The 21,800-nt window shown below is 41.2% G+C and carries 18 protein-coding genes; 5 read left to right on the top strand and 13 right to left on the bottom strand.

Features of this window, described 5'->3' with window-relative positions; all coding sequences use genetic code 11:
- Positions 1–143: 143 nt before the first annotated feature.
- Positions 144–821, top strand: coding sequence for a hypothetical protein (locus HC643_RS12145; RefSeq protein WP_038075604.1), 678 nt, complete (start codon positions 144–146; stop codon positions 819–821).
- Positions 822–941: 120 nt separating this feature from the next.
- Here the strand turns inward: HC643_RS12145 and HC643_RS12140 are convergent, their stop codons facing one another.
- The gene (locus HC643_RS12140) at positions 942–1,721 is read right to left on the bottom strand and encodes a phosphatase PAP2 family protein (RefSeq protein ID WP_038075387.1); all 780 of its coding nucleotides are present in this window, start codon (positions 1,719–1,721) and stop codon (positions 942–944) included.
- A 506-nt stretch (positions 1,722–2,227) separates the two neighbouring features.
- Between HC643_RS12140 and HC643_RS12135 the strand changes: the two genes are divergently transcribed.
- A complete protein-coding gene (locus tag HC643_RS12135; RefSeq protein WP_038075390.1) occupies positions 2,228–3,025 on the top strand; it encodes a sulfite exporter TauE/SafE family protein in 798 nt (265 codons plus the stop codon).
- Here HC643_RS12135 and HC643_RS12130 read toward each other — a convergent pair.
- A complete protein-coding gene (locus HC643_RS12130) occupies positions 3,008–3,670 on the bottom strand; it encodes a cadmium resistance transporter (RefSeq protein WP_038075394.1) in 663 nt (220 codons plus the stop codon). The two genes, HC643_RS12135 and HC643_RS12130, sit on opposite strands and share 18 nt — an antisense overlap.
- Positions 3,671–3,745: 75 nt before the next feature.
- On the opposite strand from HC643_RS12130, the gene HC643_RS12125 reads away from it, so the two are divergent.
- The gene (locus tag HC643_RS12125; protein WP_038075397.1) at positions 3,746–4,432 is read left to right on the top strand and encodes a cadmium resistance transporter; all 687 of its coding nucleotides are present in this window, start codon (positions 3,746–3,748) and stop codon (positions 4,430–4,432) included.
- A gap of 308 nt (positions 4,433–4,740) precedes the next feature.
- On the opposite strand, the gene HC643_RS12120 is transcribed toward HC643_RS12125, so the two are convergent.
- Positions 4,741–5,175, bottom strand: a complete 435-nt coding sequence (locus HC643_RS12120; RefSeq protein ID WP_038075399.1) for an RrF2 family transcriptional regulator — start codon at positions 5,173–5,175, stop codon at positions 4,741–4,743.
- A 267-nt stretch (positions 5,176–5,442) separates the two neighbouring features.
- Positions 5,443–6,369, bottom strand: coding sequence for a LysR family transcriptional regulator (locus HC643_RS12115; RefSeq protein WP_038075607.1), 927 nt, complete (start codon positions 6,367–6,369; stop codon positions 5,443–5,445).
- A gap of 809 nt (positions 6,370–7,178) precedes the next feature.
- On the opposite strand from HC643_RS12115, the gene HC643_RS12110 reads away from it, so the two are divergent.
- Positions 7,179–7,601: a YidH family protein gene (locus tag HC643_RS12110; RefSeq protein ID WP_038075401.1), complete on the top strand. Its 423-nt coding sequence runs from the start codon at positions 7,179–7,181 to the stop codon at positions 7,599–7,601.
- Between the two features lie 27 nt (positions 7,602–7,628).
- Here the strand turns inward: HC643_RS12110 and HC643_RS12105 are convergent, their stop codons facing one another.
- The gene (locus HC643_RS12105) at positions 7,629–8,111 is read right to left on the bottom strand and encodes an RrF2 family transcriptional regulator (RefSeq protein WP_038075404.1); all 483 of its coding nucleotides are present in this window, start codon (positions 8,109–8,111) and stop codon (positions 7,629–7,631) included.
- A gap of 382 nt (positions 8,112–8,493) precedes the next feature.
- On the opposite strand from HC643_RS12105, the gene HC643_RS12100 reads away from it, so the two are divergent.
- Positions 8,494–9,696, top strand: coding sequence for an FtsW/RodA/SpoVE family cell cycle protein (locus HC643_RS12100; protein ID WP_038075406.1), 1,203 nt, complete (start codon positions 8,494–8,496; stop codon positions 9,694–9,696).
- A gap of 98 nt (positions 9,697–9,794) precedes the next feature.
- On the opposite strand, the gene HC643_RS12095 is transcribed toward HC643_RS12100, so the two are convergent.
- The 8 genes from HC643_RS12095 to HC643_RS12060 form a co-directional block, all read right to left on the bottom strand.
- Entirely contained in the window at positions 9,795–10,232 is a 438-nt protein-coding gene (locus HC643_RS12095; protein WP_038075409.1) for a response regulator, read from the bottom strand.
- 1 nt (position 10,233) lies between these two features.
- On the bottom strand, positions 10,234–11,610 hold the full coding sequence (iscB, locus tag HC643_RS12090) for an RNA-guided endonuclease IscB (protein WP_137986337.1): 1,377 nt from the start codon (positions 11,608–11,610) through the stop codon (positions 10,234–10,236).
- 242 nt (positions 11,611–11,852) lie between these two features.
- A complete protein-coding gene (gene ltrA / locus HC643_RS12085; protein ID WP_082051694.1) occupies positions 11,853–13,715 on the bottom strand; it encodes a group II intron reverse transcriptase/maturase in 1,863 nt (620 codons plus the stop codon).
- A gap of 853 nt (positions 13,716–14,568) precedes the next feature.
- A complete protein-coding gene (locus HC643_RS12080) occupies positions 14,569–15,006 on the bottom strand; it encodes a DUF6918 family protein (protein ID WP_038084388.1) in 438 nt (145 codons plus the stop codon).
- A gap of 72 nt (positions 15,007–15,078) precedes the next feature.
- The gene (gene thrS, locus HC643_RS12075; RefSeq protein WP_050045710.1) at positions 15,079–16,299 is read right to left on the bottom strand and encodes a threonine--tRNA ligase; all 1,221 of its coding nucleotides are present in this window, start codon (positions 16,297–16,299) and stop codon (positions 15,079–15,081) included.
- Between the two features lie 558 nt (positions 16,300–16,857).
- Positions 16,858–18,258: an LCP family protein gene (locus HC643_RS12070; protein ID WP_038084386.1), complete on the bottom strand. Its 1,401-nt coding sequence runs from the start codon at positions 18,256–18,258 to the stop codon at positions 16,858–16,860.
- 666 nt (positions 18,259–18,924) lie between these two features.
- On the bottom strand, positions 18,925–20,364 hold the full coding sequence (locus HC643_RS12065; RefSeq protein WP_050045709.1) for a hypothetical protein: 1,440 nt from the start codon (positions 20,362–20,364) through the stop codon (positions 18,925–18,927).
- A gap of 141 nt (positions 20,365–20,505) precedes the next feature.
- The gene (locus HC643_RS12060; RefSeq protein WP_237265869.1) at positions 20,506–21,678 is read right to left on the bottom strand and encodes an LptF/LptG family permease; all 1,173 of its coding nucleotides are present in this window, start codon (positions 21,676–21,678) and stop codon (positions 20,506–20,508) included.
- Between the last annotated feature and the right edge of the window lie 122 nt (positions 21,679–21,800).

Here is a 21,800-nt window from a genome sequence, read left to right as displayed (position 1 = left end):
CGAACATCTTTCTTACCCAACCCTTAACTCCCATTCTCTAGACTCTATTTTTTGTCTTTGCAGTTGCTACAATGTGGATAATGTGTTGCCTGCAAACCATAGGTTTCAAGTTTCGGATTTTGTTATTTGGTTTGGAAAAAAACATGAAAGCTTTCAAATATCTTTTGATGGTGCTGCTACTACTAGCAAACTTTTTGTTTGCTCAACCTTCCTTTGCAGATGCACCAAAAATTACGAAAAGCCCTGAATACAAAGCATTGACTAAAGAGATTAACAAGTTGCAAAGCGTCCAAGAATCTCAATCAGATATCGAGGGTTATACACCAGAAGAAATAGAAAGCAAGCTCGCAGAGTTGGAGTTGCTCAAATACGCTTATGAGTCAGGCGTCAATTGGGGTCAGTGCGAAAACAAAACTGGCAAAACTCTAGCTATTTATGGGCCAATACCAGCAAACGTGGAACAAGAAGATTTTCCATATGATGCTGGGCTTTACTTTCTAGCTGATGGTCAAACAACCCAAAATGACTGGGATTGTCAGGGAATTTACATACCCAGTGATGTCACTGCTGTATCCTCAACTTCTAGCGGAAAAAATCAAGAAATTAGTGGCGGTGTCGTTGTTAAAGTCCCCAAAGGGACTAAGTTAGCGATCGCTAGCAATCAAAATACTGGAGCACTGGAATTTAATATGCCGGTTGCTCAAGTGTCCAAATCTAGTAAAATCAACTGGTTTGTTCCTAAAGTCTCTCAAGCATTCTTAGATACAAGAGCTACCAACGCGCCCACGAACGAGACTCCACAAATCAGTCTTGGGGATTAAGGATACTATCACTACTTGTGATGTGGGGTATATTGCCTGTCTGTATATTAATAAAGGACGGGCAAAATCCCCGTCCCACAAAGACTTAATTGGGTATTTCTATCTGAAAGTTCCGAGCAATCAACGATCTGTTTTCTCTTGCAAAACCTGCTTTTCTTCAGGAAGTAATGTAGTTTCTTCTGCCGTTGGCGCTTCGGTGACGGCAGTTGTTTTAGTAAAATGCGGTCTTATAATTAGGCTGACGCCAATTACCCAGGCTATTGAAACCATCCAACCTGCCAAAATATCGCTAGGAAAGTGAACTCCTAAATAAAGTCTCGTCCAGCCAATGGCTATGACAAAAAAACTTCCAGCAATTAGCACAGCCCATGACCAGAGCGTACCCCAAGTTAAAACAACCAAGGTTGCTACTAGTGTCATGGTCATCATCGAATGACCGCTAGGAAATGAAAAATCTAATTCAGGTGCAAGTGAATCCCACAAATGGGGGCGGATTCTGTGCATGAACTCTTTCGCTGTACGGTTGATAATGGCGCTTCCTATAGTTGTTGTGAGCAAGAAAGTGAGCGATCGCCACCGTTGTAGCAGCAAAAGAAGCAGCCCAAGAAAACCGATTGCGGGAAACATAAATTTTGAAGAACCGAATTGGGTCAGTACCACCGCGATCGCATCAAGTTGTGCTGTTGCTGTAGAATGAACTGCTATGAGAATGGGTACATCCCAAGGAAAGGGGAAACCGCCTTTGCTTTCCCAAACGGCTATTGCCAGAAGCCCAAAGATTTGTAAAGGTAAGTAGATACCTATAAGTAGCAATAGCAGCGACTGCCAACGAGCAGCTAATAATGCTTTGAAAAAATTGAAAAAAGACTGGTTGGGTTTGTTGAACTCAGTTTGAGACATTTCTATAACACTAAAACGGTGAAAGGATACAGGGTAAAGGAAACAAGATAAACCCGACGGGGTAGCTCATTCCCATCAACTAACCCTGGAACAAACCTAGGATATACCTTCATACCCCATACCTTATCCTTCATCCTTGCCCGATCCCCCTGGAACTTACGTGGGATATATTTTATCCTTCATACTTTCCCTAGGTCAGGGAAATTTGGGAATTGAAAGGCTAAATTGTATTTTTTTGCTGTCAGATTATATTCTTTTAAAAAATTTACACAGCCTCGATGCCTTGCTATATAAGGCTTTTGCATCTGATTCTTCTCTTTTAAGAACTGTAATAAATAATTTAATTGCGTATGTGCGAATACGCTAGACGTTTGACCGCGATCTAAGTTAAAGTACGGTAAGTATATCGACTTTTGTCTTTTTTGAAAAAAAAAGGGTTTACATCTACCAATCTGACTTCCACAGGAAGTTTGGGCAAAATAATAACCCTATATGCGAGCCGTCGTATGCATTATCTTTTATTACCCCTCTTTAGTTTTTGTGTTGGTATAGTCGTTGGTTTAACCGGAATTGGTGGAGCATCCCTCATAACACCAATGCTGATCTTTATCTTTCAAGTTCCACCTTCCGTTGCGGTCAGTTCTGACGTAGTAGCGGCGACGTTAATGAAATTTGTAGGCGGCTTTAAGCATTGGCAGCAAAAAACTATTGACTTGCAAGTGGTAAAATGGCTGGCTTTTGGCAGCGTTCCCGGTTCCTTGTTTGGTGTGGGAATTCTACACTTTATCAAGCACAGTGGAGAGTACAATCTCAATCACGTTTTGCTGCACTTGGTTGGGCTAATGATTTTGGTTGTTACGCTATCAGCCCTGATACAACTGCTGCTCATCACATTTTTCCCAAATTTGAAGTTTCCCGATCTGCCGAAGTTCGATCTAGATACTGGGTTGGGTCGCGTGTTGGCAATGAGTGTAGGAGCTATTTTAGGCTGTTTGGTTGGTTTAACGAGTGTCTCTTCCGGTTCAATGTTCGCGTTGGTGCTAATTTCCTTTTTCCGCTTGGATGCTCGTAAATTAGTGGGTACAGATATTTCGCAAGCAGCTATCTTGTTATTATTTACTTCTATTGGGCATTTGAGCTTGGGAACAGTTGATTGGAGTTTGGTATTACCTATATGGTTTGGATCTGTACCTGGGGTCCTCCTTGGTGCCAAACTTTGCGAGATTGCACCCCAACGTCCATTGCGTTTTGTCATCTACACGCTTTTGCTAATGGTGAGTTACAAATTAGTTTCTCCAGTATGAGTAAAGCCATGGAATGGTACCTCTTTCGTACATAATAAATAAACCCAAACAAATCAAAATAAAAGGAACAGCCGCTCTACCATATCGGCTTAAAATATGAGCGATCGCCTCTTGACGGGCTAAGAAGTTAGCAATTGCACACCAGACTCCAACCATAACTAAGAAGACAATCAAAATTACACCCATACTGGCATAGCTATTTCCAGCAAATAACGGTATGTAAATGCTGATATTATCGCCCCCATTTGCAAGAGTGACTGCGGCTACTTTATAAGTTGGAGGGTGCAAAAGACTAACTAAAAAAGACCTCGGAGAATTGTTTGATGAAATCGGCTGAAAATCGCTGGTTACAGCCTGAACTTCTGTAGATTCTTCTCGACTCAACAGCTTTTTTATGCCAATTGCTATAGGTAACAATCCGAGCAGCCCAATGACTTCGTGCGGTACTACCAAACCACCAAAAAATCCTGGTAGGCTGGCGATGATGATAGCTGAAAAACCAAGGTATTGACCAACAATGATATGGCGCTTGCGAAAATTAGCATCTACTTGTGAGAAAAAAAGTAGAAGGATTAAGATATCATCAATATTGGTTGCTGCAAAAGCAATTATACCTTCTGTGAAAGCCGCCCAAAACATATTCATGGTTGCTTTTATAAGAGAGTGTTACTTTAGAAAAAACGAGTGCGTCTTTGCTTGCAATTAAACAATAAAGACAATATGGGTGAATCGATCGCTGCAATTAGCACGGGAATCCTTGCCTTTACTGCTACTAATATCGATGACCTTCTCATCCTTTTATTGTTTTTTTCCCAAGTAAATGCCACCTTCACTTACAAGCATATTATTACAGGTCAGTATTTGGGGTTTTGTATACTGATTTTTACCAGTCTTTCTGGTCTGTTTGGAGGGTTATTGTTATCGGGACGCTGGATTGGATTGCTTGGTTTCATGCCAATTGCTATGGGTCTTAGCAGTTTGGTGAATGGGGAAGAAAATCCTACCGGGGAAAGTGAATTTGAGACAGAAGATTCTGAAGAATCTATTCTTTTGAATTTGGTGTCTCCTCAAACTTATAGTGTTGCATCTGTGACCATCGCTAACGGTAGCGATAATATCAGTGTCTACGTGCCATTATTTGCTAGCAGCAATTTAGCAAGCTTTTTGATAGTTGTCTCTATCTTCTTTCTATTGCTAGGAGTTTGGTGTTATGTAGCTTACCAATTAACTCGTCAAAAAGAAATAGCCGAGACGATCGCGCGATATGGTAATTACTTTATTCCTTTTATCTTGATAGGATTGGGAATTTTTATTATTTTAAAAAGTGATGCATTAAGTATAACAAAGCTAATTGCTAGTTGTTTTTGTATAACAATTCTAGTGAAGAAAGATGATAAGCGATCGTGAGAGTTTTAACGCGATCGCTTGGTGTTTTTCAAGATACAGACAAATAGGGAGCATTCCAATTAGAAAAAACAAATGGCGATTAAAATCGCGTCTATACAAACAAAGGGCGATTAAAATCCAAATGGCGATTAAAATTGCGTCTATACAAACAAAGTCCCTTCGGGTTCGCCCTCCGGGTTCGCCAGTCGCCTACGGCGGGAAACCCTCCTGCAGCGCTGGACTCACCAGTCGCCTACGGCGGGAAACCCGCCTACTTTCTCTGGACTCACCACCTACGTGGACTTTTTATTAGTCCGCGAAGGCATAATTTATATATAGTACATTAGTTCCATTTGCTGCTTGGAAATTCGCTTTTCGCAAAGATCTTGAAGTGTATGTTTCTGTAAAACGTCGTAAGCAGCTTGACGAACTTCTTGCCAAACATCACGAATAACTTCAGTTTCTACCGTTTTGATATTGGAAGGCTTACCGGGTTCATCGTCTGACCCCTCTATACAACGTAAAGCTTCCAAAACTGTTATTTTTTGAGGTTCCCTGGCTAAAACGTAACCTCCTTTCACCCCACGTATGCTCTTAATCAAACCTCCACGCCTTAGAGTTGCTAGAAGTTCTTCTAAATAGCGGTTGGGAATGTTTTGACGTGCTGCTATCTCTCGGATTTGCAATGATTCACCGTCAGCATAGCATTTTGCCAGTGCCAGCAAAGAGAGAATTGCATACTCTGTTTTATTTGAAAGTTCCATAAATTAAGAGAGATGAGACACCTAAAAGGTACTTCATCACCTAACAGGGCGATTCAGCATAACCCGATTGAATCAGGTTAAAGTGTTATTTGGTGTTTTGGCGAGCTTCTACGCTCGCATGTTGACATCAATATACAAGGATACTGTCAATAAAAGCAAGTATTTTTTTTTCTTAATTCAATAAAAAAAAGTAATTGATTGGTACGAAGGGATTGGGGATTGAGGACAAGGAAGGCAATTTTACCTTATCCCCAATCCCCAATTCCCCTACACTGAGAGCGAACATTGACTGAGAATCTGTTCAAAAGCGCTTGCTACTCTGGTTTGAAAGCGTTGTAGGTGCTTCAGTTTCCATACGGGTTGGACAATTTCTAACTTTGTGTTAGTATCTCGACCGATAACACGGACTGCGTGCAGTGTGGATAGCTGTAATTCTTTTTTCACCATCAATTCTGGAATGGCTGCTGCACCTACACCGCTTTCAACGACTGCTTTTACCATCTCGCTGCTACTAAGAACGAGAACAACTTCCAGTTCGGTCGGCTCGATTCCCCATTTTTGCAGGGCTTGCTCAAACATTTGTTGCGCCCCAGACCCTGACTCTCTCATCACCCAAGTTGTTGTAAGGAGTTCTGCGGGGGAAATTTCTCTTCTGCCAAACCAAGGGTGAGATTTGCCTACAACTATCTGCAAGCGATCGCTTCCCACAACTTCTTTTTCTAAATAGTTTCTCAGGGAGACTTTCACGTCACCTGTCACTAACCCGAAATCAAACAACCCCGTCGCGGTTCCTTCACAGATTTCTTCAGCGTTACCCAAAGTGCAATTTATATGGATACCGGGATAGTGACGATTGAACTGGCTAATTTTTTCAGGTAACCAGTAATTACCAATAGTCAGACTTGACCCCAGTTTTAACTCCCCCCGTTGCATATTGTTTAACTCTCGCAAGCCCCTTTGAGTTAAAGAAACTTGATCGAGAATCTTTTGTGCTTCTACTTGGAGCAACTTCCCAGCATCAGTGATTTCGATATGACGACCAATTCTATGAAATAATTTGACCCCGTATTCTGTTTCCAGACTCTGAATGGCTGCACTCACAGCAGGCTGGGTAATATATAGCGATTCTGCTGCACGGGTAAAGTGCATTAGTTCTGCTACGGCAAGAAAAATTCGTAACTGCTCAAACGTCATATAGGCTCTTTCAAGCATCCCTGACCAAGTATTTTCACTCCAACAAGCTTATCAAAAGTATAGTCCTATACGGTAAATAGGGCAAGTTACCGTAGTCGGTAAGCGATATGAAAACTTTTACAGCAATAAATTTTACAAATCTTTTTTAAATATCACTTCAGTATAGCAATAAAAACGATTTTTTTTTTGTAAAAAACAATACATTGAGAGGTTTTCGAGTCATTTGGCTCAGTTTTAAATACAACTTAAAAAATTCCCTATTAAAAAAAATTGCTTGTTTGGAGGTTGAGAAACAATAGATTTTCAAAACCAAAAGCGCATTGTAAATTATTTTATGTTGTTTTTAATACTTTTAAATATTTAATAAGTTATATTTATCAATACAGCAAGAATCGATAATTGCTTTTATTGCTAGAGTGCAATACAGTGCCAACAGTACTCGATTAAGACACGTTAAAAAGCAATTAGCCATTAGCAGTCTTCACTCTTATTTTTATATTTCATTTAGGGCCGCTATAGTACGCAAGATAAAACATTTTCACATACATTTCTATTCAAAAGTCAACAGTCATATTTTCTGCTATAGCAATCTTAAATCATTTGTCAATAATTTGGATTGCTAATAGCTAATTGCTTTTTGACCATTAGCTATTAGCCATCAGCCATTAGCGGTCTTCACTCTTTTTGTAATTTATCAATTCTTAATTACGAATTATTTTGTCACCTGTCACTGTTAATAGTATGAATATTTATGAGTCTAATTTGAAAGACTGCTAAAAAAATTCGTTCATGCAATTCCCATTAAATTTATGACAATAGATGCAGAAAAACCAGAAAAACCAGAAAAACCAAAAAGCCCCAGTGCTGACCGAGTTCGAGAACATTTAGCCAACGAGCGCACCTATTTAGCATGGATGAGAAGTGGGATAGCGCTCATGGGTTTTGGTGTTCTCATTGTCCGGCTTCGCATACTCCGCCCTCCCCTTGCACCTCAAGGTCCGGGTAATGGCTGGAAGTTAGGCTTGGCTTTTTCACTAGTAGGATTGCTAACGGTCATGCTTTCAACCCAGCACTACCTTGTCGTTCGTCGAGATATTGACGAGGATGCTTATGAACCAGCAGACCGTTGGGTTATTCTTTCTAGCCTTGCTGTGATTCTCCTGGGAATTGGAGTTGTCTATTATGTTTTCACCATTCCGCTTGACTCATTAAATTCCGTAATAGTTGAGTAAAAAAACATATACGAGTGACTCCTTTGTCTAAATGTAATACATTGGACCTTGCTGTATTCGAGCTTCCCTTTCCTGGTACAAATCTTGGAGAGTATAGCGACGTAAAACTTCAGTAGCGGCTGTATTGGCTCGATCCCACACTTCATGAACTAAGTTCTTTTCTAAAGTGGGAGGAAGAGAAGATTCTCTGTCCTTCCGCTCACCTTCAACAACGGTCACAATTTCCAATAAGGTAATTTGCCAAGGTTCTCGAACTAAAACGAATCCGCCTCTTGAGCCACGATGACTTTGTACCAGACCTGCTCGCCGCAGACTAGTGAGGATTTGTTCTAAATAGCGTTCCGGTATGGGTTGTCTGGCGGTAATCTCGCTCATGGTAAGTGGATCTCTTTTTCCTTTGTTGCTTGCTAGTTCTAAAAGAGCCAGCAGTGCATACTCTACTTTGGAAGACAGATCCAAAAGAGTATAATTTTGGCTATTCAAGTCTTTACTCAGTATACTACTGTTCATTGATGTGATTATAGTAATTTTATGCGAAACAAGTTCTCATGACAGAGCCGAATGTGGTAGTGTGCCAACTGCGAATCTAAAAAGCATTATTTTTCATCGACTTACCGTAGATTATCTAACAAAATTCTCAAAATAAAAAATCATTCAAAAACTTCTTGTGGTGCGGGCGTCGCGCCCATGGGGAAATAGAGGATGGGCAAGATGCCAGTCTCACAAAATGGGCCGTTTGTCAAAAATTTTTCAGGGGGAAGGAGGTACGGGGGCTTTCTGTTCCCCGTTCCTTTTTTTTGTAATTCTTGAAATTGTAATGATGAATTCTGGAATGAGGTAGTATCATTAACTGCATTCTCAACGAATACACCTTACATACCTAGTTGAAACTGTGAATTTACGCCGCCTGATTCCATTCTTCGATGACTCGGTGTCCAGTTGGGCACTTGAGGCACGTTTATTGCGTTGGTTGACATTGATATGGCTGTTTGTGGGATTAATCGTGCTGTTTTCTGCATCTTATGCCGTTGCCGACGATCGCCACAATGATGGGCTGTATTACTTCAAGCGTCAAGTCCTGTGGGTGTTCGTAGCGTTAATAATATTCAATATCATAGTCAACCTGCCCTTACGCAGGATCGTAAATATATCCCATTGGTTTGTAATCTTGCTATTGGGGCTGATTTTCCTAACTTTGATACCGGGATTGGGAAAAAAGGCATTTGATGCGTCTCGCTGGATAGCCATAGGACCGATCCCAATTCAACCCTCTGAACTCATTAAACCCTTTTTAGTATTGCAAAGTGCGCGACTTTTTGGTCAATGGGAAAGGTTAAGTTGGCGAGTGCGCTTTGTTTGGCTGGGTATCTTTTGTCTGATTATTTTGGGAATTTTAATACAGCCTAACTTAAGTACAACTGCATTATGTGGAATGACAATTTGGCTGATTGCCCTTGCTGCAGGATTACCGTATAAGTATTTGGGAGGAACAGCAGTTGGAGGTGTAGCCCTGGCAGTACTGAGTATTAGTATCAAAGAATATCAGCGCAAACGAGTGCTTTCTTTTCTAAATCCATGGGCAGATCCAACTGGAGATGGTTATCAACTCGTACAAAGTTTGCTGGCTGTTGGTTCTGGTAGACAATGGGGGGCGGGGTTTGGGCTTTCCCAACAAAAGTTGTTTTATTTGCCAATTCAAGACACCGATTTTATTTTTGCTGTTTTTGCTGAAGAATTTGGTTTTGTTGGCAGTACGGTGCTGTTAGTACTGCTCGCTTTATACGCCACTTTAGGATTAATTATAGCTCTTAAGACCAAACATTCGGTCTATCGACTTGTAGCAATTGGGGTAACTGTTTTGATGGTAGGACAATCATTACTTCATGTTGGTGTTACCACTGGTGCTTTGCCAACAACTGGATTGCCATTACCCATGTTTAGTTATGGTGGAAATTCGATGATTGCTAGTTTGCTATCTGCTGCTTTGCTGATTCGCGTAGCACGCGAAAGCAGTGAAGCTGACGTAGTACCGTTGCGAGAAGAATCAGAGAACAGGCGAAGACGGCGGCTTTTCCAAAGAAATCATCTCACTTGAGATTGTGAAAATTGGGGAACTCGAAACCTCTTCCTGGGTATAACAAAGGCAATGGGACATTGAGGTTTGAGCGTGGGGAAAGATATACTTTCCTTTCTTTAAATTTCTGGTTGTTTATTAAGAAGTAACCAGTATTTGTTAATACTGTTAACCATTTCCTGTAGGTTATCAATCCCTATTGGTTTTGTTAAATATGAGTTAGCACCTAGTTCATAGGCTAGGTTGATATCTCTGTCTTGGTCTGAAGAAGTCAGCATAATGACGAGCAAGCGTTTCAAGTGAGGTTGGCGGCGTATCCATTCGAGAACCTCAAGACCCGAACGGCGTGGTAGTTTGATATCTAAGAGTATGAGTGTTGGCAAAGGATAGAGTTCCCGGTCAGCGTATTCATCAATGCCACATAGATAATTTATAACCGCATCTCCATCTTCTAGAACTTTAAGGGTGTGAACCAGTTGAGTCTTTTGAAAAGCCCTTTGAATAAAGAAGGCGTCATTAGGATCGTCTTCCGCCACTAAAATTGTAAATTTGGTCATGTTATCTAATCGCGCTAAAACGAAGTAAATTTTGGTCAATCGTAGCAAAACTGCATTCATAGCCATCGGCACAATGAATAAGCTGAACGTATTGTCGATCGATTGCAATACGATACCCGTTAATTAGGACTTCTACTCCTTTAGGCGTTGGCGTTTTGACTCTAGCACGATAAATTCCCGCCTTAATGTGTTTGCGATCTTTGAGCAAATTACAAATCACATAATCACCAGCTCTAGCGTGAGTATATTTCTCATTTTTACTGACTAAATTGACTTCTTTTTTACCAGTAATGGGATTCTTTTTGATGCTGGCTATGGCGGGAAAACCACTGGCATTCACTCTTTGTACTTGTCTTGTGCCATGACCAGTACAAGTAACGCGCAATGATTGGTATATTCGTAATTTAACAATTTGGTCGGTTCCGACACAAGCACTATCAATCCAATGCTGTTTGGGCAATTCGCTTTTAATCCGAATCATTTTAGTAGATGCACCATCACCACTAATTACTCTTAATCCGAATTGCTGTGCCATCTCAAATATAGCTTTTCGGGTAGAGTTGACAGCAGATGCATCACTTAAAGACTTTTTTTGGTGTGCTTTAATTTTTTGGAGAATTTCTGGTTTCCCCTTGAGAAATTGTTCTACTGGCTTATTTCCCTTTTTCTGATTGCATTTTTCACATGATAAAGTCAGGTTTGAGAATCGGTCACTACCTCCTTTAGTTCGTGCATGAATGTGTTCTATTTGTAAGGGAACGTCTGTCTTACCGCAATATACACATTCTCTACCCCAATGTTCTAGAAGTGCTTCGCGTAAGGTGTAGCCGAACAAAGTACCTTGCTGATATTCAATCCCCTCTATATCTGGTGTCTCCATTTTTTGGAAATCGAATTTCACCGATTCAATTGCAATTGATTTAATCGGAGCTAATCTCAGCAACCGTTTGATCCAAGTCTGGGTAGTTAACAATCTATGCCGTAAACTTGGTGCTAACCATCCATCTGGCTTTTTGCGGTCAAATCTCTTTTGGCGATAGCGCAGTCTTCTGGATCTTCTAGAACGTCTTGTAGCTGCACGTTTAATTAATTCCATTTTAATCCGAGCGCCCCGGTGTTCTAATTCCATTGCCCAGATGACTTCATTCTTATTTAAATCTACTAAGGAAATGCCCGTAAATTTTGAACCGGGGTCAATTCTTAGTTCTAAATATGGCTCTATATTTTCATCAACATCCTTATCTAGAATTAAAGTAAATGGGAATAATTTCAGCTTTTTCCCTTTGCCAATAGATTGTAAAATCCTGGCTCTTGCTGGTGTTGTTGGTTTTAGTATTAAGCCATTCTTACTTAAAACAAATACAGAATTAGTCATCATCATTTGATGAATCTCCCGATTGGGGTATGGTGTGCCTCGACACTGCTTTTAAACTTCAACCAAAAGGTTCGGTGTTGCACTAGCACAAAGCAGCCATGTTCCTCCCTCGACGCTTGAGACTGGCTAATCTCATTAAGTCATCATTTAAAAGCGGACTTAAACTCTTGCGAGTAACGTAGAATAAACAGTTCTACGCTGAGTCATGGTGAAGTCAGTTAACCGAATTACTTCGTTTTAGTAAACTAAGCCGCTCCGTCACCAGAGCGACTCGTCTTCAAAACCGGACGTGAATTTTTCAATTCATCCGGCTCCTCGGTAATTTGGTGCTTGTCCAAGTGCATACCTCCAGCCAATTTGTCATTGGCTGTTTTTATGTCGTGGCAGTGTCTATGTAATAACTGGAGATTTTTATATTCGTCTTTACCTCCTTGAGTTGGAGGTATTTTGTGGTCAATTTCCAGTACATCTTCCTCTCGGAAGTACAATTCGCAGTGAGCACATTTTCCTTTTTGTTGCTTTAAGAGTTTTGTTACTCTTTTTGGCACTTCAGGGTGTGCGCCCATTCTTGAACTCCAATAAATTAGGTTGCCATCGTATGGACTGGCATCGCCTTTCACTTTTACGTGCCGAACAATGGGTATTTCTGCGTGTTTTAGTAATCGCATCGAATTTTTTTCCCCTTTGTTTGGAGTGGCGAAGACCCAATTATCACCGCCAATGGTGCGCCAGTATTTCTTGGTTACCCATTCTCCTGATTTATTTGGGTGACGGCGTTTTGCCCAAGTTTTTAGCTTAGAATACATAAGATTGTCTAATGTGGAGTAAGTTTCTTTACTTACTACCGTTGAATAGTAGTTAGACCATCCCCTGATTATTGGATTTAATCGGTTGATAATTGCCTCTTGTGGAGCTGGGATGTGGTCATTGATGACACTAGCTATTCGTTCGTAGTGTATCCTCTGCTTTTCTTTGCTTGGGGTGATGATTGTTTTGAAACCTTGTTTTGAGTGGTATTTACTCACTCGAAACTGCCTAATATTAAAACCAAGGAAGTTAAACCCCGGTTCTTCATTTTCATACCTATTTAAAGTATGAGTTAGGCGTGTTTTTGATGGCTTCAATTCCAAACCCATGTCTTTTAACCACTCAGATATAATTGTTTGACATCTTTGAACAACGGCTAGATTTTCGTGTAAAATTACGAAATCATCGGCGTAACGAGTTAACGATATACTAAATCGATTGACCCGTTTTGTACCAGGTAATGTTTCAGCGTATTGTTTAATTCGTTCTTCCATACCGTGGAGGGCAATGTTTGCTAAAAGCGGCGAAATGACTCCGCCTTGGGGAGTACCCTCAGATGTCTCTTGGAACTGCTGATTATCCATCACTCCCGCTTTTAACCAAGCACGTATTTGACGGCGAATGGTGGGGAATGTATTTAATTTTCTTAGCAGTGCCGTGTGGTCGATTTTATCGAAGCACTTTGATATGTCAGCATCCAGAACAAATTTTGGTTTTGTTTTGATACTATTAAAAATAGCTTCGATAGCATCGTGACATGAGCGTCCTGGTCTAAACCCATATGAGTTAGGTTCAAACTTAGCTTCCCATTCTGGCTCAAGTGCCATTTTTACGAGAGCTTGCAATGCGCGGTCATACATTGTCGGGATACCCAAAGGTCTTTTTTCATCTTTCCCAGGCTTTGGAATCCATACACGTCTGGTAGACGATACCTTTGAGCCTAATTTTAATTTGGCAACTAAGGTGAGACGTTGCTTTGGAGTTAGTGATTTCACACCGTCCACACCCGCCGTCTTCTTACCTTGGTTGTCTTGTGTAACCCGTCTAACCGCAAGACACTTTGCACTCCAGGACTTCATCAGCGTCTTTTGGAGTTTGCGAGTTGCTTTGACATTACCACGCTGTGAGGCTTTGTAGATTCTTTTTTGCAACTTGTAGACACGTTTTTCTAGCTTACGCCAGTCAGTGTGCCTCCATTCCACCATCGATTTATCATTCACAGTTTCATGATTTCGCAATTCCTTCAAGGGTTGGATCGCTTCCTCATTTGATTCCGTTGTGACTCTTCGTGTTTTAGACATATTTATTGCTACTGTGACTCTACATTCCAAATCACCGTAAGTCTGTCAGCATATCCTCGTTATTACACAAGGCATTCGCTTTTGACTCAATCTCTCTTAACGCCACATACGGTTAGCACCTACTCAGTATCGACCTCCTGAGAGTGGACATTAAGTTACTTCGTTCCAGATAACCATTGTTTGAAACCTTTAGAGCGATGCTTATCCGCCGGGTTTATTGGGAGTGCTTGCTGGTCATCGTAGTAAATGCCAGTCCCTTATCCGTTGCCTTTTTTTTTTGGCTCCAGCGCGTTCAGCCTTATTTCGCTGGTTAGTAATAACGACGGTTACGCATCTTCGCTTGCGCTGCTCGTAGGTTTATGCTCGAAGGGAACCAGTTTAGGCTACCAGTTTTACCTCCTTCTCACCCCGCTTTAGGGATTGATGGCTAGTCGCTACCCTAGGGGTGATGCTGTCACCGTTGCACCTACGGGGAGGGACTTCTCTTATGTACTCTAGGATTTCCTCGGAGTCACCCTCATGGTCATCTAGTTGTCAAAGGTTCTGTTCCGATTACTCGGTTCTTATTCCCTGCCACTCATCCCTGAATAATTTATTACTCATTTCGAGTGAACGAATCGCACACTACGAATTACTTCGTTTTGTGTACTTCTCAGAGACATACATAAAGTTTATGTAGAGTTTAGTCTAGTAGCTTAACATAAATTCTTATCGTTAAAAGTCCATCAAAGTGAAAAAAACATTCTTGAGGTAGATATATTTTTATCTCAATCCTAGTAAGAGGTATAGAGGCGCTCCCAAGAAGACGCCTCTAGAGAGATTCTTAAGATGACCCAGTTAGATTTGTATGCAATCAGCTCTTAGTATAGTTATCAATTATCTGTGCTAAGTCCGGTATTGCTTCCTCTACGTTCTTCTTAGCGGAGTTGCGGAGTTTGTTGTACACACTCCGTACAGTTGTATTTTTGGTTTTCTCACTCCTAGCATCGGTGACACTTAACAATGCATCTGCTGTACGAGATTGGTTTTGGATGAGGTGTTTGGCGGGATCGCCTGTCTGTACGCCTTCACTCCAAATAGGATCGAGTGCCGAGAAAAATTCTGGCAGAAGACGCTCCACAGCTTCAGCGCAATAATTGGGCGCGATCTTCCTAATGGCAGTGTAGCCTGCTTTTAAGGCAATACCAGAAACTCCCCCGGTTGACGCAACTTGCGTGTCCATCAACTTTAGGCAGTCTGAGACAACCATATTCTTTTTATTTGGATCTGCGAGACCATCACTCAGTCCCATTATCTTCTCCTTTAACTAAATAAGTCGGCATATTAAAGTTAACTTGTTAAGCAGATCGATGCCATGGCAAGTTTAAGCAAAAGACCTCAGCTCCTCCTTAAGCTTGGCAAATTCAATTTCTTCGGGTCCTGCAATACCCAGGTGGCGAAGATTAACCGTACCATTGACTTTTTCTTGTTCGCCAACTACCGCAATTAGAGGAACTTTTTTTGCTGAGAGTTCTCGAATTTTTTTAGAAATCGTGCGCTCGCCAACATAAAGTTCCGTCCTAATTCCCATTGACTCGATCTCTGCAGCAATGGATTCTGCCCAGTCTGCAGATTTTTCAGAAATTGAAGCAACAGCAATTTGAACTGGGGCTAACCAAAGAGGCAATGCACCTTCTTGATTTTCCAACAAAATTCCAATCCAGCGTTCAAGAGAACCTAAAACCGCTTGGTGTAACATGACCGGTTGTTCGAGCTGCCCATCTTTATTGACAAAAGAAAGCTCAAAAATTTGAGGAAGGTTAAAGTCAACTTGAATTGTACCGCACTGCCAAGATCTTCCAAGATGGTCTTCCAAACTCACTTCAATTTTGGGACCGTAAAAAGCTCCTTCTCCCGGTAACATCTCGTAGGCATACCCTAAAGCTTGACACGCTCCTATCAAAGCAGCCTCCGCTTTGTCCCAAAGCGTGTCAGAGCCCAAGCGCTGTTCTGGTCTCGTAGAAATCCGGATAGCAAAATTTTTGTAACCAAATGCTGAATAAACTTCACTGACCATCTTGAGAAAGCTATTAATCTCGTTCCTCAAATCCCTTTCTTGACAGAAAATATGAGCGTCATCCTGTACAAACTGACGCAAACGCATGCAACCCGATAAAGAACCAGAAGGTTCATTGCGATGAACAATACCAAACTCCATAAGCCGCATGGGAATTTCTCGATAACTCCGCTTGCGTGACTTATAAATAGCAATGTGAGCCGGACAAGACATTGGTTTTAAAGCATAATTCACAGCTTCTAATTCTGGATTGTCAATCTTGGAGTGCTTATCGTGGCTCATACTGCCTACAAAAAACATATTGTTGCCAAATTTTTCCCAGTGACCGGATTGTTCCCACAGCGAACGGCTCAATGCGAGAGGCGAGCGCACTTCCTCAAACCCGTGAGACTGATAAACTCGCCGCATATAGTCTTCGATAACCCTGAAGAGCCTCAAACCCATGGGATGCCAGAAGACCATACCCGGACTGTGTTCTTCAAAGTGAAATAAATCCATATTTTTAGCAAGAACTCGATGGTCGTACATTGGTGTCAATCTCCTAAGTATTGTTTACAAATAAAAATCCCCTCCTGGTTTACCAGGAGGGGAGAATCTTGCTTGCTACGCAACAAATCACTTCACGTCGTCCCTCCAGGCGCGATCTCGGTGGTAGTGGTAGTGGTTGTTATAAAGTCAGCGAAAAAAAACATTTGTTTGCCTACTTTGATAGTTAAATTCTTATTGTTTGCTATGTCTGCAAACGATCTTCCGTAAAAACCAAAAACCCCCCAAGCAGTTACTGGGAGGGTTTCACAGTCTTATGATTTGTGAGTCAATATCCTCGCCTCACAACCCTCCCATACTGGTAGTCTGGGTAGTTCGTGTTCGGGTTGTCAGAGGCATCTGAAGTTGCATGATTAAAAATTTTGTTTTTGCTCAATAGAATATGCGGTGCATATTTTATGTTGTAACCGAACCTAGATAATTTGTCAACTTCAGAGCGCTCCACCAAAAACAGCCTTACGATTATCAAGGGGATGAAACACCGCAAGAGCGGAGGAGTTACGAACCACTCTCCCTTGTCTCCCTTGTCCCCCTTGTCCCTTAGTAGGAAAGATTGGTGCTATTTTGTTGTTCCAACCAATCCTTACCCAAAACAATAGTCACAGGCGAGTCAATGGTAATATTTGAGTCAAAGCTGCCTTCATCTTGCACGCGCACTTCTCCAAATCCCAAAGCAGCGCGAAGTGCGTCGGCAGTGTCGCGATTTCCATTTCTGACAATAATGTAAGTTGTATCTAAAGGTTCGCGCCAAGGTTCAGGTACGTAAACACCAGAGTAACCGACGAGTTCTAACGAACGCATTAAATTTTGCAGGCTTTCGCTATCGCTAGCCGTGCTGTCTTTAATGACAACTTGTCGTAGAGTTGAGTCGGAGGTTTGCGGTAGGTTCATGACCTGCAGATTAAAGTAGTCGATCGCCATTTTTTCAATCTGCTTGGCATTTGGTATCCAATAACTGGTTTTATACTCATGATGCGTGCTGGCTCTACCTGGAAGCGTTAGCGTTTCCATATTCGAGTTACCTGTTTGCACTCCAAAATTAACAAGGGTCAATATTTCCTCAATTGTCAAATTGGTGTCAAGATGAGACCGGACAACATTAAGAATTTTGGGAAATCGTGCTAACAAAGCGGGATTGAGGGTTTGCTCTGCTAGCGATCGCATCACTATGTGCTGTCGCTCAACTCGACCAATATCGCCACGTCCATCATTACGGAAACGCAACATTTGTAGGGTTTTGTCACCGTTAAGATGTTGTTTTCCTTTCTTTAAGTTGATATATAAGTGTTGAGAATCATCTCTATACTTCATATCATAGGGAACATCAACTGTGACGCCTCCCAAAGCATCAATTAACTTGTTAACGCCTAAAACGTTAATTCTGATATAGCGGTCAATTTCTACTCCACCTAATAGTTCGCTGACTGTTTTGGCACTTAAAGCTGGTCCACCTACAACGTTAGCTGCATTGATTTTAACAACACCATGTCCTTCTAAAGAGACACGAGTATCTCTAGGAACAGAAAGAATAACTATTTTTTTTTCCTCTGGGTTAAGTCTTACTAACAGCATGACGTCGGTAAGACCGCTAAAGGAGTTAACTTGGGGTAAGTAACCGCGATTTTTCACTCCCGCTGGTGGGTTTTGAACATCTGTTGGCAGTACACTCATCCCCATAACTAAAATGTTGACAGGACGAGTTAACTCTGAAAATTTTAGCCCTTCTCCAGTCAGGCGATCGCTCTCAAAAACTTCCGCTTCCTTTGGGGTCAGCTTTGTCTGCATCAAAGGTGTGCTCGTCATAGAAACTGCAAGCAGCCCCCCTAATGTTGCGGAAATCAGTGCGATCGCACCCATCCCCAACCACAGCCACTTCCAACGTGTTTTGTTAGATGTTTCAACACCATCATTTTCTGCCACTAAAGATTTTTTACTGGTCACTAGCTGCCTCGCACTTACTTCTGAAGGTTGGGGAATTTGCAGACTAAATAAAACTTATTAAGTTGGATATAATTATCTTAGCTTTATTTATATTTCTACTATTAGCAGCTTTTTTGCTGTTTCTTCAAAGTAATCCTTCACTAGCAGGCATTTCTAGGATGTTTTTAAAGTGGAGGGGTATTCTAAAAAAGCTCACAAAGCACAGAGAATGTTTTCAAAGAAGTCTCTAAGGTATCAAAACTTTAGACCTCCTAAATCCCCCCGAACAAGGAGAATTTAGGAGGTTATTCCCCCCTTTTTTACATGGATTTACGAGGTAGCTACATTAATAGGACTTACGCAACCTCAACGCCATTTTGGGTATTTTACATGTTGTCGCTCCCCCCCAACTCCTTAAAAAGCTACGGTGGTGTACAGATCTTTAGAAAAGAGATGAAACATCGTAAAAAGGGAGAATTGGAATGAAGTTCCCCCTTTTTTTAAGGGGGGTTAGGGGGGATCGAAACCGTAAGAATGCACTATATAAGACTTGTGTGTATACCGTAACCTTAAAAAGGGGGGCTATGCGTAATGTCATAATTAAGTGCAGCCCAAGTTGCGATCGAGAAGCAAGAAATTTTGTCTCTAGAGCAAGCCGCTCCGTGAAGAAATGCTTCTTACTGGTTCTTATTGTCCGGGAAGTTGACCGGGGGATGAATAGTTATACTGAGGAATAGATTGTTGCAAGCTCGAACTTCCATAGTTGGGAACGGAAGAATTGGGAGAAGTGATAACGGTACCTTGATTTGGAATGGAGTTATAGTAAGGTACGGGAGCAGAAACCGATGGGACAGATGGTGTTTGCGATGACACTGCGGGCAATGACGGACTGCTGTTAACACTGCTATTATAGCCACTCCTACGTCTTGTTAAATCGACAAAGTCAACCAAACGGCGATCGTCACGATTTGTATAAAAATTTTGGGGTTGGTACAATTGCGTTGGCTGTACGGAAGAACTTGGTAGCTGATTTATTTGTGGTTGGTTTGTTACACCTGGTTGCACGTAACCTGTAGACGGAATAGTATTTTGCAGTTGATTGACGGGTAATGGCTGCGTATAATTAGTCCCCAGCGTGGGATTTTGTGGCAAAAGCCCCGTCTGTCCTTGCTGGGTGTAATTTGTGCCAAAGTTAATATATTGCGGTTGAACACCTATTCCCGGTTGTGTGTTGTAACCACTGCCATAGTTAAGATTTGACAGCTGATTTATGCTTTGTTGTGTATAGCCCGTTGTTCCATATACGGAAGTTTGCTGCTGATTTGTAAATGGTGGTTGAGTAGATCCCAATCCAGAAGATGAAACATTGTTGCTTCCAACTCCAATCAACCCATTGCTAGAATTGGGATTTTGAACGGGTGTACGACTTATTGGTGATGTTAGAGAATTGAAAGGGTTAAGTTGAGTTGAGGTGGTATTAACCTGACTAATCTGATTTTGACTTGTTGATTTATTAAGTGCTGTTTGTAACGGGCTTTCTTGGGTTGTATTTTGCTTGACTTCAGTTCCATTGTTCAACCCAATACCTAAACTCGAAGAAGTTTGTCCTACCGCAGTTTGAGAAGATGTTGGCTGAGTTGTATCTTGCGAGTTACTAAACTTTAGCAAAGTTTCTGCTTGTGCCAAAAAAGGATTTTCTATCTTATTACTTGATGCAGAGTTACCCGCTCTGCTCTCCGCGCTTGATGTATTATTATTACTTGCAGAACTCTGAGTTTGAGTGTTGAGTCTCTCCAATAAAGTTTTGTTCTTATTTGCTTGATTTTTGTTGGGATTTTTTACTTTTGGTACGTTTGCTGGTACAGACTCATTAACCAATAAGGGCAAATTATCTATGTCAGCAGCAATGGCTTTGTCTTCTGGTGTCAGAGAAGTGTTAGTAGATTTGTTGGCATTAACCAGATTTTCTTGTCTGTCTGTCAAATCTGATTGTACCCAATACTCCTTAACAACCAGTCCTACAACAGATAAAAAAATGGCTGTTCCCCAAAAACCAGGTCTTGCTAAGTTCCATAACCGGGCTTTGAAATAGCGTAAAGAAGCGGGAGGGTAGTGACGTTGTGGCATGAGCGGTAGTATTGAAATTAACTCTTAATCTTGTCAAGCCCAACCCTGGAAGCAATCTCTCAACCGAAGTAGAGCTATACTTCTATCCTACTCGCTTCAAGATAACAATTCATTATAATACTGAGGAGTTTTGATTTTATTTTACCTTTGGGCTACCCGTGATAAGAGATTTAAACCTATTACCAAGCCAATGAAATTTGACAACCAAGCAGCCATAAACGGCGAAAGAACACCGGCTTCCCCCATCGCACCACTAATAAACCACAGCAAATAGTAAGTGAAAATAACGATCACGCTAATACCAAAACTTGTTCCTCTACCAGTTCGTTGTGGTATCGTTCCCATTGCTGCACCAACCAAACCAAAAACAACACAGACAAAAGGTAAGGAGATTTTCTGTTGAATCCGAACTTGGAGTTTGCGAATTTTTTGCTCATCACCGCCCAAACGCTCAATTTCCAGTTGTTCTAATGCTTGGGCTATATTCATTTCGCCATAATCTCGGCTTTTCTGTGCTAAGTCCAACGCTGTACGCGGTAATTTTAGTTGTTGGCGTTCAAATCGTACAATATTGCGGTATGAGCTATCTGAAGCAACTAGATAAATAGTACCGTTGTAAAAATCCCAAACATTTTGACCGGGATTCCATTCCCCTGATTCTGCAACAACAATTTGATTCACCCCCTCTTGGGAACGGTCTAAAATGGTCAAGCCTTTCATCTGTTTTCCATCAAATTCGTCCGCGTAGAACAAGCGTGTCAAAACTTTTTTCTTAACTCCTTCCTCCTGCTTGACCTTTTGGTACTCCGGGTAAAAGAGATTTTGTCGCTTCACGATCGCAGGTTGATCTGACTTTAATGCCTTGTCTAAAATTTGAGATGCTTGATAATTTGCTGCGGGTACAAGTTGCTCGTTAAACAAAAATGATAATCCCGTAACGACAAGACTCAACATGACTGCCGTTAGTACCATGCGGTAAACACTCACCCCACATCCACGTAAGGCAATAAGTTCGCTTTCGCTAGAAAGACGACTGTAGGTCATCAACGTCGCTAAAAGTGTGGACATGGGAAAAGCATAGACGATGAAACCTGACATTTTCAGGAAGAAAACTTGAATGGCAATGGTTAAAGGTAAACCGGATTCAACTATTTTTCTGATTAATTCAAAGACAACATCAATTGAAACACCGATTGATGTAAATGCTCCTACGCCAAACAAAAATGGTGGGACTAATTCGCTGACGAGGTAACGATCCATGAGCGAAAAGGGCAACAGAGAATTTAAAGTGTAGAAAGACTTAGTTTGTGTCATTTGTCATTGGTTCTTTAAAGTTAACAATGGCACCTTCGACTTGAGATTTCTGATTTATAAGAATCTCAAGAATGAGTAATCAAGATAAATAGTTAAAAAATAAAAAATATTAATAAAATAAT

The organism is Tolypothrix bouteillei VB521301 (assembly GCF_000760695.4).
Taxonomy (GTDB): Bacteria; Cyanobacteriota; Cyanobacteriia; order Cyanobacteriales; family Nostocaceae; genus Scytonema; species Scytonema bouteillei_A.
This window is presented reverse-complemented; position numbering and strand designations above follow the sequence as displayed.

Excerpts from the sequence above, each read along its gene's own strand:
- HC643_RS12140 (WP_038075387.1), bottom strand. The coding sequence starts at position 1,721 with ATGTCTCAAACTGAGTTCAACAAACCCAACCAGTCTTTTTTCAATTTT.
- iscB (WP_137986337.1), bottom strand. The coding sequence starts at position 11,610 with ATGATGACTAATTCTGTATTTGTTTTAAGTAAGAATGGCTTAATACTA.
- HC643_RS12105 (WP_038075404.1), bottom strand. The coding sequence starts at position 8,111 with ATGAACAGTAGTATACTGAGTAAAGACTTGAATAGCCAAAATTATACT.
- HC643_RS12115 (WP_038075607.1), bottom strand. The coding sequence starts at position 6,369 with ATGACGTTTGAGCAGTTACGAATTTTTCTTGCCGTAGCAGAACTAATG.
- HC643_RS12065 (WP_050045709.1), bottom strand. The coding sequence starts at position 20,364 with ATGCCACAACGTCACTACCCTCCCGCTTCTTTACGCTATTTCAAAGCC.
- HC643_RS12125 (WP_038075397.1), top strand. The coding sequence starts at position 3,746 with ATGGGTGAATCGATCGCTGCAATTAGCACGGGAATCCTTGCCTTTACT.
- HC643_RS12080 (WP_038084388.1), bottom strand. The coding sequence starts at position 15,006 with ATGGGACTGAGTGATGGTCTCGCAGATCCAAATAAAAAGAATATGGTT.
- ltrA (WP_082051694.1), bottom strand. The coding sequence starts at position 13,715 with ATGTCTAAAACACGAAGAGTCACAACGGAATCAAATGAGGAAGCGATC.
- HC643_RS12095 (WP_038075409.1), bottom strand. The coding sequence starts at position 10,232 with ATGACCAAATTTACAATTTTAGTGGCGGAAGACGATCCTAATGACGCC.
- HC643_RS12130 (WP_038075394.1), bottom strand. The coding sequence starts at position 3,670 with ATGAATATGTTTTGGGCGGCTTTCACAGAAGGTATAATTGCTTTTGCA.
- HC643_RS12060 (WP_237265869.1), bottom strand. The coding sequence starts at position 21,678 with ATGACACAAACTAAGTCTTTCTACACTTTAAATTCTCTGTTGCCCTTT.
- HC643_RS12145 (WP_038075604.1), top strand. The coding sequence starts at position 144 with ATGAAAGCTTTCAAATATCTTTTGATGGTGCTGCTACTACTAGCAAAC.
- thrS (WP_050045710.1), bottom strand. The coding sequence starts at position 16,299 with ATGTACGACCATCGAGTTCTTGCTAAAAATATGGATTTATTTCACTTT.
- HC643_RS12110 (WP_038075401.1), top strand. The coding sequence starts at position 7,179 with ATGACAATAGATGCAGAAAAACCAGAAAAACCAGAAAAACCAAAAAGC.
- HC643_RS12135 (WP_038075390.1), top strand. The coding sequence starts at position 2,228 with ATGCATTATCTTTTATTACCCCTCTTTAGTTTTTGTGTTGGTATAGTC.
- HC643_RS12120 (WP_038075399.1), bottom strand. The coding sequence starts at position 5,175 with ATGGAACTTTCAAATAAAACAGAGTATGCAATTCTCTCTTTGCTGGCA.